The following is a 14,254-nucleotide window of genomic DNA, read 5'->3' as shown; positions in this document are numbered from 1 at the left end:
CCCAAACGCTGGCCCGCATAGGCCTTCTCCCGGATCGGCCGCCACCAGGCCTCGTTGTCCAGGTACCAACGGATCGTGTGCTCCAGGCCGCTCTCGAAGTCGTAGCGGGCCTTCCAGTCGAGCGCGGCCTCGGCGCCCGAGGGGTCCATGGCGTAGCGGAAATCATGGCCCGGGCGGTCCTTCACGAAGGTGATCAGCCGCTCGCGCGGCCCGGCCGGATCCGGGCGCAGCCGGTCGAGCGTGGCGCAGATCGCCTTCACCACCTCAAGGTTGGTGCGCTCCTGGCGCGGGCCGATGCAGTAGGTCGCGCCGGGCCGCCCCCGGAACAGCGCCAGGGCCAGCGCCTCGGCGTGATCCTCCACGTGCAGCCAGTCGCGGACGTTGTCGCCCTTGCCATAGACCGGCAGGCTCTTGCCCTCGAGCGCGTTGAGCGTGACGAGGGGGATCAGCTTCTCCGGGAACTGCCAGGGGCCGTAGTTGTTCGTCGTGTTGGAGACGAAGGACGGGAAGCCGTAGGTGTGGTTCCAGGCGCGCACGAGATGGTCGCTCGCCGCCTTGCTGGCCGAATAGGGCGAGCGCGGGTCATAGGGCGTCTCGGGCGTGAAGGGCGGATCGCCCGGGTAGAGTGAGCCGAACACCTCGTCGGTCGAGACGTGGTGGAAGCGGAACGCCGCCTTCGCCTCGCCCTGCAGCGACGACCAGTATTCGCGCGCTGCCTCCAGCATCACCTGGGTGCCGACGACATTGGTGCGGATGAATTCCGCCGGCCCGTCGATGGAGCGGTCCACGTGGCTCTCGGCCGCGAGGTGCATGACGGCGCGCGGCCGGTGCGTGCGGAAGGCCGAGCGCATCGCCTCGGCGTCGCAGATATCGGCCTGGATCAACACGTGGCGCGGGTGCTGGCGCCAGGATTCCAGTGCTTCGGGGCTGGCGGCGTAGGTCAGCTTGTCGATGTTGACCACGACCTCATCGGTGGTGCCGAGGATGTGGCGAACCACTGCGGAGCCGATGAACCCGCAGCCGCCGGTGAGGAGAAGAGTCACAAGGCCTCCGCGAAAAGATGCCCGGCAATACCCTAATCCCTTCATGGGTCAAGCAAGGGAAATCCCCCATGCCGCTAGCAGCGCGAGCGCGGAGAGCGCTGCGAAGGCGAGCCATCCTCCGCCCCGTGTGGCGAGGCGTGGCGCGAGCATCATCGCTCCGGCGGGCGCCAGCGCCACGAGCCAGTCGCCCGGGGAACCACGCGCCAGGGCGGGGCCGAGCGTCACCCCGGCCAGGCCGAGCGCAAAGGGGACGCGCGCCGCGAGCGGCATCGCCGTGCCGGCCACCATCGCACCGGAAGCGGCCGCGGCCCAGACCAGGCCGAGCATCAGCCATGGCCCTGGCGGAGCGGCCAGGACGAGGAGCCCCGCCGCCAGCGCCGCCACCGCGGCCGCACGGCGCGCATCGCCCGTTTCCGTGAGCGCGAGGGCGGCGAGCAGCGCAGCGGCCAGCATCACCGGCAGGGCGCGCGCCCCATCCGGCCCCCAGAGCGGCGCCCCGCCCAGCCACCAGCCACCAACCGCCACTGAAGCGGCCGCCAGCACCCCGGCGGCCCATCCCCCCCGAAGGAAGCACAGCGGCAGAGACAGGAGGACCGCCCCCGCCATCAGCGCCGGCAGGCGCTCGGAGCTTTGCCGGGGCGAGGCGAGGCTGACCCCCAGGATCAGCGCAAACCCCGCCAGCGCGCCGAGGCCAAGCGCCAGCGCCCCCAAGGGCCGCCCGCGCAGCAGCGCCGCCCAGGCCAGCGATAGGAGGAGGGCCAGGAGCGGCCCCTGCCAGAAGGAGAGTGAGGTCGGGAGCATCGGACGCAGATTGCCGCAATGGCGCCCGCGCCGCGACGGGCGGCACGGCGCTTGCTGTGGTCATTCCGGTTTCCAACCGGGGTGAGTCCAGATGCCGCAAGATTCCGTGTCCCGCCGTGACCTGCTGGCCCTCATGGGTGCCGCTGGAATGGCCAGTCTGCCGATTCCATTTGCGCCAGAGGAAGCAGTTGCCCAATCTTCGGGCGGTGAACGGGTGCTGCGCTATGGGATCTCCATGGCCGACATCCCACAGGCCACCGGCCAGCCCGACCGCGGCGCGGGCGCCTACCAATTCACCGGCCATACGCTCTACGACCCGCTCGTCGCCTGGGAGATGGACGTGGCCGAGCGGCCCGGAAAGCTCGTCCCCGGCCTCGCCACCTCCTGGGAAGCGGACCCGGCCGACCGCACCAAGTGGATGTTCCGCCTGCGTTCGGGCGTGAAGTTCCATGACGGCAGCGATTTCGACGCCGATGCGGTGATCTGGAACTTCGAGAAGGTTCTGAACCCGCAGGCGCCGCATTTCGACAACCGCCAGTCGGCACAGGTGCGGCCGCGCCTGCCGTCCGTCGCATCCTGGCGGAAGCTGGACGCGATGACGGTCGAGGTTACGACCAAGGCGGTGGACAGCTTCTTCCCCTACCAGATGCTGTGGTTCCTCATCTCCTCCCCAGCCCAATACGAGAAGCTGGGCCGGTCCTGGGACCGCTTCGCGCTGGAGCCGTCGGGCACCGGCCCCTTCCGCCTCGCCCGCCTCGTCCCGCGCGAGCGCGCCGAGCTGGTGCGCAACAACGCCTACTGGAACCCGGCGCGCATGCCCAAGACGGATCGCATCGTGATGGTGGTGGCGCCGGAGACCACGACGCGCACAAATGCGCTGCTGACCAACCAGCTCGACATCATCGAGAGCCCTGCGCCGGACCTCCTGCCCCGCCTGCGCCAATCCGGCGCGAGGATCGTGGAGAACGTGACGCCGCATGTCTGGAACTATCACCTGTCGCTGGTCGAGGGCTCGCCCTGGCGCGACGTGCGGCTGCGCCGCGCCGCCAACCTCGCCATCAACCGCGACGAGGTGGTGGCGCTGCTGAACGGGCTGGCCAAGCCGGCCGTGGGTGTGGTGGATCCTTCCTCCCCTTGGTTCGGGCGGCCGGAATTCCAGATCCGTCACGACCCCGGCGAGGCGCGGCGCCTGCTGGCCGAGGCCGGGTTCGGCCCGCGCAACCCGCTGCGGACGCGCTTCATCGTCCCTTCGGGCGGCTCGGGCCAGATGCTTTCCATGCCCATGAACGAGTATATCCAGGCCGCCTGGCGCGAGGTGGGCATCCAGGTGGACTTCCAGGTCGTGGAACTGGAGGTGCTCTACACCTGCTGGCGCCAGGGCGCGCTGGGCGAGATCGCGCGTAGCGGCAACATCACCGCGAACAACGTCGCCTACCTGACCAGCGATCCGCTCTACGCCTTCATCCGCTTCTTCCACTCCAACCAGATCGCCCCAGTCGGCGTGAACTATGCCCATTACCGCGACGCCGAGATGGACGCGCTGCTGGACCGCGCCATGCAGAGCTTCGACACGGCGGAGCAGGACGCGCTGATGCGCCACGTGCACGAGAAGGTGGTGAACGAGGCGCTGTGGGTCTTCGTAGCGCACGACACCAACCCGAAGGCGATGAGCCGCAATGTCCGCAGCTATGTCCCGGCGCAGCATTGGTTCCAGGATTTGACGACGCTCGCGTAGCGAGCATCCTCAAATTGTGGCGGGGTCCGGGGGGAGCCGAAGCCCCCCGGCGCGGGGCATGGCCCCGCCCGCCTCAAGTCACCTGCAGCTTCGGCGCGCGAACCCCAACCACCGCCCGCACCACCATCAACGCCCAGGTCACCAGCGTCGCCACGCCCAGCGTCCCTGCGATGGGCCGGCTGAAGAAGGCGAGCCAGTCGCCATCGGCCTTGATCATATTCTGCACGAAGGTCTGCTCCAGCATCTCGCCGAGCACGAGGCCGAGGATGAGCGGCGCGACCGGGATGCCGTGCTCCTCGAGGAACCATCCGAACAGCCCCATGGCGAGCATGAGCGACACGCCATAGAGGCTGTTGGTCATGGCGAAGGAGCCGACGATGCAGAACAGCAGGATCACGGGGAGCAGCAGCTCGCGCGGCGTCCGCAACACTTGCCGCGCCCCCTTGATCGCCGCCCAGCCCAGCGGAAGCAGCAGCAGGTTGGCCAGGATGAAGACGAGGAACACCGCGTAGATGAATTGCGGGTTCTCCAGGAACACGGTCGGCCCCGGGTTCATGCCCTTCATGTAGAGCACGCCGATGACGATGGCGGTGATCGAGTCCCCCGGGATGCCGAAGACCAGCGCTGGGATCCAGGCGCCGGCCAGGGCGGAGTTGTTTGCCGCGGTCGCGTCCACCACCCCTTCCACATGACCGGTGCCGAACTTCTCCTTCTCACGGGAGAAACGCTTGGACACGGCGTAGGAGATCCAGGCCGCGATATCCGCCCCCGCGCCCGGCAGCGCCCCAATCAACGTGCCAATCCCGCTGCCGCGCAGGAAGTTGAACCAGTAGCGGCGCCACACCGGGCCCAGGCCGCGAAACACGTCGCCCACCTGCTCCACCACCGCGCCTCCGGCGCTGCGCACCGTCACCGCGTTGCGCAGCAATTCCGAGATAGCGAACATGCCGATCATGGTGGCGACGAAGTTGACCCCCTGCATCAGCTCCACCTCGCCAAAGGTGAAGCGCGGCACGCCCGCCGAAGGGTCGATGCCGACCGTGGCGAGAAGCAAGCCGATCAGCAGCGAAAGCACGCCCTTCACCGGATCCGCGTTGGACAGGAACACGGCGCAGGTCAGGCCCAGGCACGCGAGCCAGAAATATTCGTAGGAGGAGAAGTTGATCGCCACCTCGGCCAACAGGGGCGCGCAGAGCACCAGCACCGCGACACCGATCAACCCGCCCGCGACCGAGAAAACGAGGTTCACCCCCATGTTGAGATTGAGCTGGCCGCGCCGCGTCATGGCGTAGGATTCGTCGGCATAGGCGGCCGAGGCCGGTGTGCCCGGCATGCGCAGCATCGCGCCCGGGATGTCGCCCGCGAAGATCGCCATGGCGGTGGCGGTGACGATCGCCGCCAGCGCCGGCACGGGCGGCATGAAGAAGGTGACGGGCACCAGCAGCGCCGTCGCCATGGTCGCGGTCAGGCCGGGCATGGCGCCTACGAAGAGTCCGAACACCGCCGAGGCCAGGATCACCCCCAGCACAAAGGGGTCGAAGACCAGCGCGAAGGCCTGCAGGATCGCTTCCATGCTACAGCACCGCGTCCAGCCAGCCGCGCGGCAATGGCACGCGCATCATCCCAGCGAAGAACCAGTGGACGGCCAGGGTGACGCCGGCCGCCACGGGCAGCGCCACGATGGCCCGCGCCCGGAACCACAGGAACAGCCCCAGCAGCAGCGCGAAGGCGATTGGGATGAACCCCACTTGCTCCGACAGGAAGATGTAGACCAGCGTCGCCCCCGGCACGGCCAGGAAGGAGACGAGGCGCGTCGGGTCGCGCATCCAGTCCTCGACGAGCAGGAAAGGCGCACGCTCCCGCAAGCCGCGCAGAAGGAGCACCGCGCCGCACAGCGCGATGCCGGTGGCGAGGATGCGCGGGAAGAGACGCGGCCCGTAGGCCTGGCCGGGGAAGTCCGGGAAGAACCCGGTCATCCACCAGACCCATGCTGCGAGGCCGAGAAGCAGCGCCCCCAGCACCGCGTCGTTCAGGCGCAACGCCGCGCCCTCAGCCGCGCGCCAAGCCGGCGGCGCGCATTGCCTCGCCCATGCTGCGGTCGGATTCGGCCATGAAGCTGCCGAAGCCCTCGGCGTCGCGCCAGACCGTGCCGAAGCCGCGGCTCGCCATGAACTCCTTGTATTCGTTGCTGTCGTAGGCGCGCTTCAGCGCCTCGCCGAGACGCGTGACGACCGGGGCGGGCATGTTGCGCGGCCCCGCGATGCCGCGCCACGCGCCGGTGGAGTAGTTGATGCCCAGCGTCTCGTTCAGAGTCGGCACTTGGGCGAATTGCGGGTTGCGCTCCGGTGCCATGATGGCCAGGGACCGGGCGCGGCCAGCATCCAGCATCGCCCGCGCCTCGGGCACGGAGCAGGTGACGATCTCAATGCCGCCCGCCGCAAGTTCCTGCATCGCCGGCGCCGCGCCGTTGGAAGGAACCCAGCGCACGTGGTCACCTCGCAGTCCCATGGCCTGCAGCCAGCCCACCAGGGCGAGGTGCCAGATGCCTCCCTGCCCGGTGCCGCTTGCGCGGAACGTGCCGGCAGGGCGCGACTTGATGGCCTCGGCCAGGGCGCGGATATCCGCATAGGGCGCGTTCTGCGCCACCTGCACCCCGGGCGGGTCCTGGTTCAGCAGCGCGACGGGGGTGTAGGAGCTCGGCTTGAGTTCCGTCAGCCCCTGCCAGTGCATCATCGCGATCTCGACGGTGAGCATGCCGATGGTGTGGCCATCGGGCGGCGCGGTGGCGATGGCGGAATGGCCGACCACCCCGGACCCGCCGGTGCGGTTCACCACGTTCACCGGCTGTCCCAGGTCGCGCTCCAGCAGGGAGCCGATGATGCGCGCGGTGGCGTCGGTTCCGCCCCCTGCGCCCCAGGGCACGATCAGCTGGACCGGACGGGACGGGTAGCGGCCCTGCGCGAGGGCAGGCGTGGCAAGCCCGACGCCGGCAATGGCGGCAAGCAGGGCGCGGCGGCGCGTGGGCACCATGGCGTTTCTTCCTCCCTGGCGCGGCTTGGCGCCGCGTCCAGGGGGAAGGCTAGGCCCTCCGATGCCGCCGCATCAAGCGCGCCGAGCCTGATCCACCGAGGTGAGATCATCGAGGCGGTGAATCAGACTCGCAAATCGCTTGGCGCGGTCAGCACGCTGACTGCGCTAGGCGCTGGCCTTCTGCGGCAGGACCGAGGGCGGCTCCGTCCGCTCGCGCTTCACCAGCAGCTTGTTCAGCGCATGCACATAGGCGCGGGCCGAGGCGACGACGGTGCAGGTATCGGCCCCCTGCCCATCCACCAGCTTGCCCTTCTCCTCGAAGCGCACGGTGACGCGCGCCTGGGCGTCGGTGCCGCCGGTGATGCTCTGCACGGCATAGAGCTTCAGGTTGATCTCGTGCGGCCAGGCCTGGCGCAGCGCGTTGAAGGTGGCGTCCACCGCCCCGTCCCCGATCGCCATTCCGTCGCGCCGCTCGCCATCCACCTCCAGGGTGATGGTCGCCATCGGCTTGGTGCCCATGCCGGTGGAGACGTTCAGCCCCGTCAGCACGATGCGCTCCGAGCCGCGATGGACCTCCTCGTCTACCAGGGCCGCGATGTCCTCGTCGTAGACGACCTTCTTGCGGTCGGCGAGGTCCTTGAAGCGCTTGAAGGCGTCGTTCAGCTGGTTGTCGCCGACCTCGTAGCCCAGCGCCTTCAGCCGGTCGCGGAAGGCGGCGCGGCCGGAATGCTTGCCCAGGATCAGCGAGTTGGTGGTCCAGCCCACGCTCTCGGGCGTCATGATCTCGTAGGTGGAGGCGTCCTTCAGCACGCCATCCTGGTGGATGCCGGATTCATGCGCGAAGGCGTTGCGGCCGACGATGGCCTTGTTGGGCTGCACGTCGAAGCCCGTGGTGGCGGCCAGCAGCTTCGACACCTTGAGCAGCTTCGTGGTCACGATGTTGTTCTGCACCGGCACGGCGTCGTGGCGCGTGCGCAGCGCCATCACCGCCTCCTCCAGCGACGCGTTGCCCGCGCGCTCGCCGATGCCGTTGATGGTGCATTCCACCTGTCGCGCCCCGGCGCGGATCGCCGCCAGGGTGTTGGCGACGGCCAGGCCGAGGTCGTTGTGGTTGTGGGTGGAGAAGATCACCTTGTCGGCGCCCGGCACGCGCTCGCGCAGCATGGTGAAGATGTGCGCCATGTCCTCCGGCACGGCGTAGCCCACCGTGTCGGGGATATTGACGGTGGTCGCGCCGGCCTTGATCGCGGCCTCGACGCAGCGGCACAGGAACTCGTGCTCGGTGCGGGTGCCGTCCTCGGCCGACCACTCCACGTCATCCGTCGCGTTGCGCGCCATGGTCACGGAGGCGGTGACCAGGGCCAGCACCTCATCTGGCTCCATGCGCAGCTTCACCCGCATGTGCAGGGGCGAGGTGGAGACGAAGGTGTGGATGCGCTTGCGGGCGGCGGGCTTGATGGCCTCGGCGGCGCGCTGGATGTCGGCGGGGGCGGTGCGGGCCAGGCCGCAGACCACCGGGCCGTCCTTGCTGAAGCGCTTCGCGATGGCCTCGACGCTCTCGAAGTCGCCGATCGAGGCGATGGGGAAGCCCGCCTCCATGACGTCCACGCCCAGATCGGCCAGGGCCTCGGCCATGCGGATCTTCTCCTCCAGATTCATGGAGAAGCCGGGCGATTGCTCGCCGTCACGCAGCGTGGTGTCGAAGATGATGATACGGTCGTCGGCCAGGGTGCCGAAGGAAGGATGGGTGATGGGCATGGGCTCAGCTCTCGTTGGGGTTTCCGCTTGTGTCTCCCCCGGGTGGAGCGGGCCGCCGCACGCGGCTTCGCGTCACGCCCGGGGGCGGAGAAGTCGAAGCGGAAGAAGGGCGAGCGCGAGCGACCGGGTGAAAGCCCCGGCGGGAAGCACGGAATGTGCGGTCCGCATCGCCATTCCGGCAGCCTAACGGGCCGGCGCTGGGCAATCAACCCCGCTTGCGAAGGGCCTAGCCGGGCAGGCAGGCAATCACCACCGCTCCACCCACCGCCTCGGCCGCCGGGTAAGGGCGGCGCTCGGCCGTGCCTGCCCGAAAGCTGCTGGATTGCCCGTGCTGAAGCATGTGGACGCGGTTGTTCAGCAGGCCGTTATCCGGCTGGAAACCCGTCACGCTCCCCGCCAGCCGGAGCCGGTAATAAACGCCTCGCCCGCTCGTATTGGCGAAGGGGACGAAATACACCTGCCGGGAGAAATCCTGCGGGTCCATCTGGCGCACCACCGGCCCGGCGGAAACGCCTTGCGGGCAGTTCTCCAGCCGCTGGGCCAAAGCCGGCGTGGCGGTGACGAGGGATGCGGCGGCGGCCGCCAGCAAGAGCAAACGTGACATGGCCGCACCATGCCATCGTGTCCAAGCACCGCCCAGGCATCTCGGCCGAAGAGCGTGATCGGCCCCAGCGATGGACAGGGGCGGCGATCGCCCGGCAAGCTTTCCCCAACGACAACGGAGGAAACCATGCGCCGCTTCGCGCTCGCGCTCTGCGCGCTGATGCTCGCACTTCCAGCCGCTGCCCAGAACTGGCAGCCCGACCGCCCGGTGCGGATCATCGTCCCCTTCCCGCCCGGTGGCGCAACCGACCTGATCGCCCGCGTCTTCGCCGAGCGCGCCTCCCGCGACCTGCCGCATCGCTGGGTGGTGGAGAACCGCTCGGGTGCGAATGGAAATATCGGCATGGATGCCGTGGCGAAATCCACGCCCGACGGCTACACGCTCGGCGCCTGCACCATCGGCAATTGCGCGATCAACGCCGCCATATACGCGCGCATGCCCTATGACATCGAGCGCGACCTCGTTCCCGTCTTCTGGTCCGGCTCGGTCATGAACGCGCTGGCCGTGCGGCCCGACCACCCGGCGCAGAACTTCCAACAATTCGCGGAGTGGGCGCGGCGCGAGAACACCCGCGTCAACTTCTCCTCCTCCGGCTTCGGCGCCTCCAACCACCTGCTCGGCGAGTTCCTGAACGGGCGCCTCGGCCTCCGCATGACGCATGTGCCGTTCCGCGGCGGTGCGCCGGGGATGCAGGCGGTGATCGCCGGCAATACGCATTTCTTCTTCGAGAACACCCCGACCCTGATTGGGGCGATCCGCGGCGGGCAGTTGCGTGCCCTCGCCGTCAGCGGACGCACCCGCGACCCCGCCCTGCCAGACGTCCCGACCCTCGAGGAATCGGGTCTGTCCGATGCGGTGATCGAGCCCTGGTTCGGCTACATGGCGCCGCGCGGCACACCGCCCGAGGTGGTGGCGCGGCTCAACGCCCTATTCAACGAGGCCAACAACGATCCGACGGTGCAGGAACGCCTCCGCAGCCTCGGCACAAGGCCGGAAGGCGGACCGCCCGAGCGCTTCGCCCAGCATGTCCGCAGCGAAGTCGCGCGCTGGCGCGAGGTGGTGGAGCGCAACAACATCGAGCGGATCACCGAGTGACCATGCGCCAGGTCCTGCTCTGCCGCGATCTTCATCCCGCCGGCCGCGCCCTGCTGGAAGCGCGGGCCGACATCGCCCTCACCACGCTGCACGACCCGCCCGTGCCGCAATTCCACGCGGCGCTGCGCGAGGCGGAGGCCGTGCTGTGCTGGCTGGAGCGCGTGGACACCGCGACGCTGGAGGCAGCGCCCGCACTGCGCTGCGTCTCACGCTACGGCGTCGGCTTCGACACGGTGGATATTCCCGCCTGCACCGCGCGGGGCGTGGCGGTCATGGTGGCCAATGGCTCCAACGACCTGTCCGTGGCCGAGCACGCCTTGATGCTCATGCTCGCCCTGGCGAAGCGCGTGGTGCAGTTCGACACGCGGGTGAAGTCGGGCGGGTGGTGGCCGGAATCGCTCGGCAAGGGCGGGCCGCTAGCTATGGCTGACCTGCACGGCCGCACCGTGCTGGTGGTGGGATATGGGCGCATCGGCACGCGGGTCGCGCGCTATTGCCAGGCCTTCGGCATGAAGGTGATGGTGCTGGACCCCGGCTACACCCCTGCGCGGCTGGCGGCGGATGGCATGATTCCGGCGCGCGATCTCCACGCCGCCCTCGCGGAAGCCGATGTGGTGACGCTACACTGCCCGCTGACCCCCGCGACGCGCCACCTGATGAATGCGGGGGCCTTCGCCGCGCTCAAGCCTGGCGCGATGCTCGTGAACACGGCACGAGGTCCGGTGGTGGATGAAAACGCATTGCTGGCGGCGCTGGAGGCCGGGCGGCTGCACGGATTCGGGGCCGACGTGCTGGAGGTGGAGCCCTGCTTGCCCGACAACCCGCTGCTGAAGCGGCCCGACGTGATCCTTTCCCCTCACCTCGCCGCCTCGACGGAGGAAGGGCTGGCGCGCATGGCGCGGATCGCGGCGCAGAACATCCTGGACGTGCTGGATGGACGCCCCGACCCTGCGATGATGGTGAACCCCGAACTGGCACGCTAGCATCGACGCGTCACCGAGGGTGCAGGCATGGAAGCAGAACGGCGCGTGCGGATCTGGGATCCCTGGGTCCGCCTGGTTCACTGGGGGCTGGCCCTGCTGGTGCCGCTGGCCTGGGTGACGATCACCCAGCACTGGTTCCGCCTGCACACGATGATCGGCTACGCGGTGCTGACGCTCGTGGTATTCCGCCTGCTCTGGGGCCTCTTCGGCAGCGAGAGCGCGCAGTTCCGTTCCTTCCTCAAGCCCCCGCTGGAGGGGCTGCGCCACCTGTCGCAGCTGCACCGGCGCGAGGCGGATCTCTACGTGACGCACAATGCCGCTGGCGGCTGGGTGGTGGTGGCGTTCCTGTTGCTGCTCGGCGCGCAGGCGTCGCTCGGACTGTTCAGCAACGATGACAGCTTCCAGGCCGGGCCGCTCCGCTTCCTGGTGAGCAAGGAGACGAGCGATTGGCTCACCTCCTGGCACCACTCGATCTACTGGTGGATCGTCGGGCTGATCGCGCTGCACGTCCTGGCGGTGCTGGCGTATCGCGTGCTGAAGGGCCAGGACCTGATCCGCGCGATGATCACCGGAACCAAGACGCTGCCGAAGGAGGTGCGGGGTCCGCGCATCGCGCACCCCGTCCTCGGCGCCGCGCTGCTGGCTCTCAGCGCGGCGCTGGTGACGGCAGCGTCCTACCTGGGCTGACCGCTCAGCGCGCCGGGGCGCGGAAGGGCCGGTGGCAATTGCCGCAAGCCTGACCCGCCGCCTGGAAGGCTGTGGCCGTGGCCGCCCGGTCGCCCGAGGCCGCGGCATCCCGGAGCGCGGCCAGCGCCGCAATCGCCACCTGCTCCGCCCGCTGGAAGCTGGCGAAATCCGACCAGATCGCCGGCAAGGCGCGAGTCTCCAGCCCCGGCGCACCCTGTTGGGTGCCGGCGTGGAACCGCGACGAGAAATCCTTCGAGAAGAATTCCTGCACCTCCGCGACGCGCGGCACGATGGCCTGAGGATCGCCCCGCCCCTGCACGTTCTGCTGGATCGCCTCCATCGCCGCGCCCGCGCGGCGCAGCCCCTCGCGCCGTTCCTGCACGATCTGCGCTGGCGTCTGCGCCATCGCCGCCCCGGCGGCCAGGCCCAGCATCACGAGGCCGATTCCCCACTTCACCATCAGTTCTGCTCTCCCTTGGAGGAGGGAATGATGGAACGGCTTTGCAATGAAAGGAAAGGCCTTAGCGCGGGGGATGCGTCGCCCACCAATGGCGCGCGATCTCCTCGCGCGTCGCCACCCAGACATCGGGGCAGGACCGCACGTGGTCCAGGAAGCGCGACAGGGCACGGGCGCGGCCAGGGCGGCCGACGATGCGGCAATGCAGTCCGACGCTCATCATGCGTCCGCCTTCTTCGCGCAACTGCTCCAGGGCGTCGCGCAGGTGGCGCTCGAATCCGTCCGGGTCACCGAAGCCGGGCGGCACGGCGAACTTCATGTCGTTGTTGTCGAGCGTGTAGGGAATGATGAGCTCGGGATTGCCCGCGACATCCACGTAGTGCGGCAGGTCATCGTCATAAGCGTCGGACTGGTAGAGGAAGCCGCCATGCGCGGCGACGAGGCGGCGCGTGTTGGGGCTGATTCGTCCCGTGTACCAACCCACTGGCCGCTTGCCGCAAAGACGCTCGATCATTTCGACGCAACGGGTGATCTCCTCGCGCTCCATCGCCTCGGGCATGTTGTGATAGTCGATCCAGCGCCAGCCATGGCTCGCCACCTCGTGCCCCGCCTCGGCGAAGGCACGGGCTGCGGCAGGATTGAGTTCCAGGGCGCGTCCGACGCCATAGACGGTGAAGCGCATGCTCCGCTGCGCGAAGAGGCGCAACACGCGCCACACCCCGGCGCGGGCGCCGTAGTCGAACTGGCTTTCCACCGTCCGGTTCCGCGCGCCCAGGAGCGGCTGCCCGCCCGGAACCTCGTGCAGGTAGATCTCGCTGCCCGCATCCCCGTTCAGGACGGTGTTCTCGCCCCCTTCCTCGTAGTTGAGCACGAAGGACAGGGCGACCCGCGCGCCGTTCGGCCAGCGCGGATCGGGAGGGTTCGGCCCATAACCCGCGAAGTCGCGAGGGAAGAAGCTGTTGTCGTCGCCGATGCGGGTCATGGTGGGAGAGTTCCGGCCGCGCGCGCCGGGGTCAAGCGTGACAAGGCGGCGGAAGCGACGCAAAATCCGTGACACATCGGAAAAGAATCCATCATGCGCCTTGCACTCGCCCTGCTCGCTGTGACCGGCCTCGCCGCCTGCGCCCCGGGGGGCGAGGCGCCGGTCGCCGCACCACCTGTCCCGGACGCGGTCGCCGCGGCACCGGCCGCACCGGCGCCCGCTGCGGTTACCCCTGTCCCCGCGCGCCCTGCGGCACTGCCGATCTTCTTCCAGCCCTGGTCGGCCGACATCGACGATCAGGCGGAGGAGGCGCTCCGGGAGTTGGCGGCGCGGGCCAAGGCGCATCCTTCGGGGCGGCTTCTCATCGCCGGATACGCCTCGCCGCGGGGCACGGGAGAGGCCAACGTGCTGCTGTCCCGCCTCCGCGCCCGTGTGGTCTATGACTTCTTGGTGGAGCAGGGCCTGCCGGCCAGCCGCCTGCGCCGTGTGAGCCGCGGCCCGACGCCTGGCATGGAGGACCTGCAAAGCCGCCGTGTCGAGGTGCGCCTCGACGGCGCGAGGAACTGAGGGCGAGTACAACCTTGCCCCTGGCCTCCGTGTTGGAGTTGGGGCAACCCTGACCCAACCGGAGGCCGCCAATGATCCAGAAGCCGCTTTTCGCCGCTCTCGCCGTCACGGCGCTGCTCGCCGCCTGTGCCAACCCGGCGCCGCCCGCGCGTCCTGTGACGTATGCGCCGCCGGTTGCTGCCGCACCCCCGCCGCCCGCCGCACCCACGGGCGATGGCCGGGTGACGCATCTGCGCTTCGATCCGCGGTCGGGCACCCTGCCCGATGAGGCAATGGTCAATCTGGGCCCGGCGGTGGATCGGCTGAACGACAATCCCCGCGCGCGCGTGACAATCACGACTTATGCGAACCGGGATGGGACGCAGGTCGCCCGCTCCCGGGCCCAGGCGATCCGCCAGGCGATGATCGAGCGCGGCATCGCGGCAAATCGCATCCGCATCGTCAATGCGGGCATGGCGCGCGGGGCGGATCCGGAGATGGTGCAGGTCGCGGTCCGCTGAAACGAAAAAAGG

At 69.3% G+C, this 14,254-nt stretch carries 15 protein-coding genes; 6 read left to right on the top strand and 9 right to left on the bottom strand.

Annotated elements, in window-relative coordinates; all coding sequences use genetic code 11:
* Positions 1-1,043, bottom strand: a 1,043-nt coding sequence (gene rfbB, locus JTJ31_RS21765) for a dTDP-glucose 4,6-dehydratase (RefSeq protein WP_207540852.1), incomplete at its 3' end; no start/stop codon positions are given.
* 48 nt (positions 1,044-1,091) lie between these two features.
* Positions 1,092-1,844: a hypothetical protein gene (locus JTJ31_RS21760; RefSeq protein ID WP_207540851.1), complete on the bottom strand. Its 753-nt coding sequence runs from the start codon at positions 1,842-1,844 to the stop codon at positions 1,092-1,094.
* Positions 1,845-2,058: 214 nt separating this feature from the next.
* Here JTJ31_RS21760 and JTJ31_RS21755 point away from each other — a divergent pair, with 214 nt between their 5' ends.
* The gene (locus JTJ31_RS21755; protein WP_207540850.1) at positions 2,059-3,579 is read left to right on the top strand and encodes an ABC transporter substrate-binding protein; all 1,521 of its coding nucleotides are present in this window, start codon (positions 2,059-2,061) and stop codon (positions 3,577-3,579) included.
* A gap of 73 nt (positions 3,580-3,652) precedes the next feature.
* Here the strand turns inward: JTJ31_RS21755 and JTJ31_RS21750 are convergent, their stop codons facing one another.
* The 5 genes from JTJ31_RS21750 to JTJ31_RS21730 all read right to left on the bottom strand — a co-directional run bounded on the left by JTJ31_RS21750 (position 3,653) and on the right by JTJ31_RS21730 (position 8,971).
* The gene (locus JTJ31_RS21750) at positions 3,653-5,152 is read right to left on the bottom strand and encodes a tripartite tricarboxylate transporter permease (RefSeq protein WP_207540849.1); all 1,500 of its coding nucleotides are present in this window, start codon (positions 5,150-5,152) and stop codon (positions 3,653-3,655) included.
* Between the two features lies 1 nt (position 5,153).
* A complete protein-coding gene (locus JTJ31_RS21745; RefSeq protein WP_207540848.1) occupies positions 5,154-5,618 on the bottom strand; it encodes a tripartite tricarboxylate transporter TctB family protein in 465 nt (154 codons plus the stop codon).
* 10 nt (positions 5,619-5,628) lie between these two features.
* A complete protein-coding gene (locus JTJ31_RS21740) occupies positions 5,629-6,609 on the bottom strand; it encodes a Bug family tripartite tricarboxylate transporter substrate binding protein (RefSeq protein WP_207540847.1) in 981 nt (326 codons plus the stop codon).
* A gap of 165 nt (positions 6,610-6,774) precedes the next feature.
* Positions 6,775-8,367: a 2-isopropylmalate synthase gene (locus JTJ31_RS21735; RefSeq protein WP_207540846.1), complete on the bottom strand. Its 1,593-nt coding sequence runs from the start codon at positions 8,365-8,367 to the stop codon at positions 6,775-6,777.
* 226 nt (positions 8,368-8,593) lie between these two features.
* Positions 8,594-8,971, bottom strand: coding sequence for a hypothetical protein (locus JTJ31_RS21730; RefSeq protein WP_207540845.1), 378 nt, complete (start codon positions 8,969-8,971; stop codon positions 8,594-8,596).
* Between the two features lie 126 nt (positions 8,972-9,097).
* On the opposite strand from JTJ31_RS21730, the gene JTJ31_RS21725 reads away from it, so the two are divergent.
* Genes JTJ31_RS21725 through JTJ31_RS21715 form a run of 3 tightly spaced genes read left to right on the top strand, consistent with a single transcriptional unit; the run spans position 9,098 to position 11,736 of the window.
* Positions 9,098-10,066 carry a Bug family tripartite tricarboxylate transporter substrate binding protein gene (locus JTJ31_RS21725; RefSeq protein WP_207540844.1) on the top strand — a complete coding sequence of 323 codons (969 nt, stop codon included), beginning with the start codon at positions 9,098-9,100 and terminating at the stop codon, positions 10,064-10,066.
* A gap of 2 nt (positions 10,067-10,068) precedes the next feature.
* Complete coding sequence (locus JTJ31_RS21720) at positions 10,069-11,049, top strand: hydroxyacid dehydrogenase (protein WP_236020524.1); 981 nt, start codon at positions 10,069-10,071, stop codon at positions 11,047-11,049.
* A gap of 27 nt (positions 11,050-11,076) precedes the next feature.
* Positions 11,077-11,736 (top strand): cytochrome b/b6 domain-containing protein, encoded by a 660-nt coding sequence (locus JTJ31_RS21715; protein ID WP_207540842.1) that lies wholly within the window; start codon positions 11,077-11,079, stop codon positions 11,734-11,736.
* Between the two features lie 4 nt (positions 11,737-11,740).
* On the opposite strand, the gene JTJ31_RS21710 is transcribed toward JTJ31_RS21715, so the two are convergent.
* Both JTJ31_RS21710 and puuE read right to left on the bottom strand, forming a co-directional pair.
* Positions 11,741-12,196: a cytochrome c gene (locus JTJ31_RS21710; RefSeq protein ID WP_207540841.1), complete on the bottom strand. Its 456-nt coding sequence runs from the start codon at positions 12,194-12,196 to the stop codon at positions 11,741-11,743.
* Between the two features lie 61 nt (positions 12,197-12,257).
* On the bottom strand, positions 12,258-13,175 hold the full coding sequence (gene puuE / locus JTJ31_RS21705) for an allantoinase PuuE (RefSeq protein WP_207540840.1): 918 nt from the start codon (positions 13,173-13,175) through the stop codon (positions 12,258-12,260).
* Between the two features lie 93 nt (positions 13,176-13,268).
* Here puuE and JTJ31_RS21700 point away from each other — a divergent pair, with 93 nt between their 5' ends.
* Together JTJ31_RS21700 and JTJ31_RS21695 are read left to right on the top strand one after the other, a co-directional pair.
* Entirely contained in the window at positions 13,269-13,742 is a 474-nt protein-coding gene (locus JTJ31_RS21700; protein ID WP_207540839.1) for an OmpA family protein, read from the top strand.
* A 71-nt stretch (positions 13,743-13,813) separates the two neighbouring features.
* Entirely contained in the window at positions 13,814-14,242 is a 429-nt protein-coding gene (locus tag JTJ31_RS21695) for an OmpA family protein (RefSeq protein ID WP_207540838.1), read from the top strand.
* Positions 14,243-14,254: the final 12 nt, after the last annotated feature.

Source organism: Sabulicella rubraurantiaca, assembly GCF_017355885.1.
GTDB classification, from domain to species: domain Bacteria; phylum Pseudomonadota; class Alphaproteobacteria; order Acetobacterales; family Acetobacteraceae; genus Roseococcus; species Roseococcus rubraurantiacus.
This window is presented reverse-complemented; position numbering and strand designations above follow the sequence as displayed.

What these genes read in the sequence shown, in the direction of transcription:
- JTJ31_RS21760 (WP_207540851.1), bottom strand. Translation starts at nt 1,844, where the DNA reads ATGCTCCCGACCTCACTCTCCTTCTGGCAGGGGCCGCTCCTGGCCCTC.
- JTJ31_RS21750 (WP_207540849.1), bottom strand. Translation starts at nt 5,152, where the DNA reads ATGGAAGCGATCCTGCAGGCCTTCGCGCTGGTCTTCGACCCCTTTGTG.
- JTJ31_RS21740 (WP_207540847.1), bottom strand. Translation starts at nt 6,609, where the DNA reads ATGGTGCCCACGCGCCGCCGCGCCCTGCTTGCCGCCATTGCCGGCGTC.
- JTJ31_RS21735 (WP_207540846.1), bottom strand. Translation starts at nt 8,367, where the DNA reads ATGCCCATCACCCATCCTTCCTTCGGCACCCTGGCCGACGACCGTATC.
- JTJ31_RS21730 (WP_207540845.1), bottom strand. Translation starts at nt 8,971, where the DNA reads ATGTCACGTTTGCTCTTGCTGGCGGCCGCCGCCGCATCCCTCGTCACC.
- JTJ31_RS21725 (WP_207540844.1), top strand. Translation starts at nt 9,098, where the DNA reads ATGCGCCGCTTCGCGCTCGCGCTCTGCGCGCTGATGCTCGCACTTCCA.
- JTJ31_RS21720 (WP_236020524.1), top strand. Translation starts at nt 10,069, where the DNA reads ATGCGCCAGGTCCTGCTCTGCCGCGATCTTCATCCCGCCGGCCGCGCC.
- JTJ31_RS21715 (WP_207540842.1), top strand. Translation starts at nt 11,077, where the DNA reads ATGGAAGCAGAACGGCGCGTGCGGATCTGGGATCCCTGGGTCCGCCTG.
- JTJ31_RS21710 (WP_207540841.1), bottom strand. Translation starts at nt 12,196, where the DNA reads ATGGTGAAGTGGGGAATCGGCCTCGTGATGCTGGGCCTGGCCGCCGGG.
- puuE (WP_207540840.1), bottom strand. Translation starts at nt 13,175, where the DNA reads ATGACCCGCATCGGCGACGACAACAGCTTCTTCCCTCGCGACTTCGCG.
- JTJ31_RS21700 (WP_207540839.1), top strand. Translation starts at nt 13,269, where the DNA reads ATGCGCCTTGCACTCGCCCTGCTCGCTGTGACCGGCCTCGCCGCCTGC.
- JTJ31_RS21695 (WP_207540838.1), top strand. Translation starts at nt 13,814, where the DNA reads ATGATCCAGAAGCCGCTTTTCGCCGCTCTCGCCGTCACGGCGCTGCTC.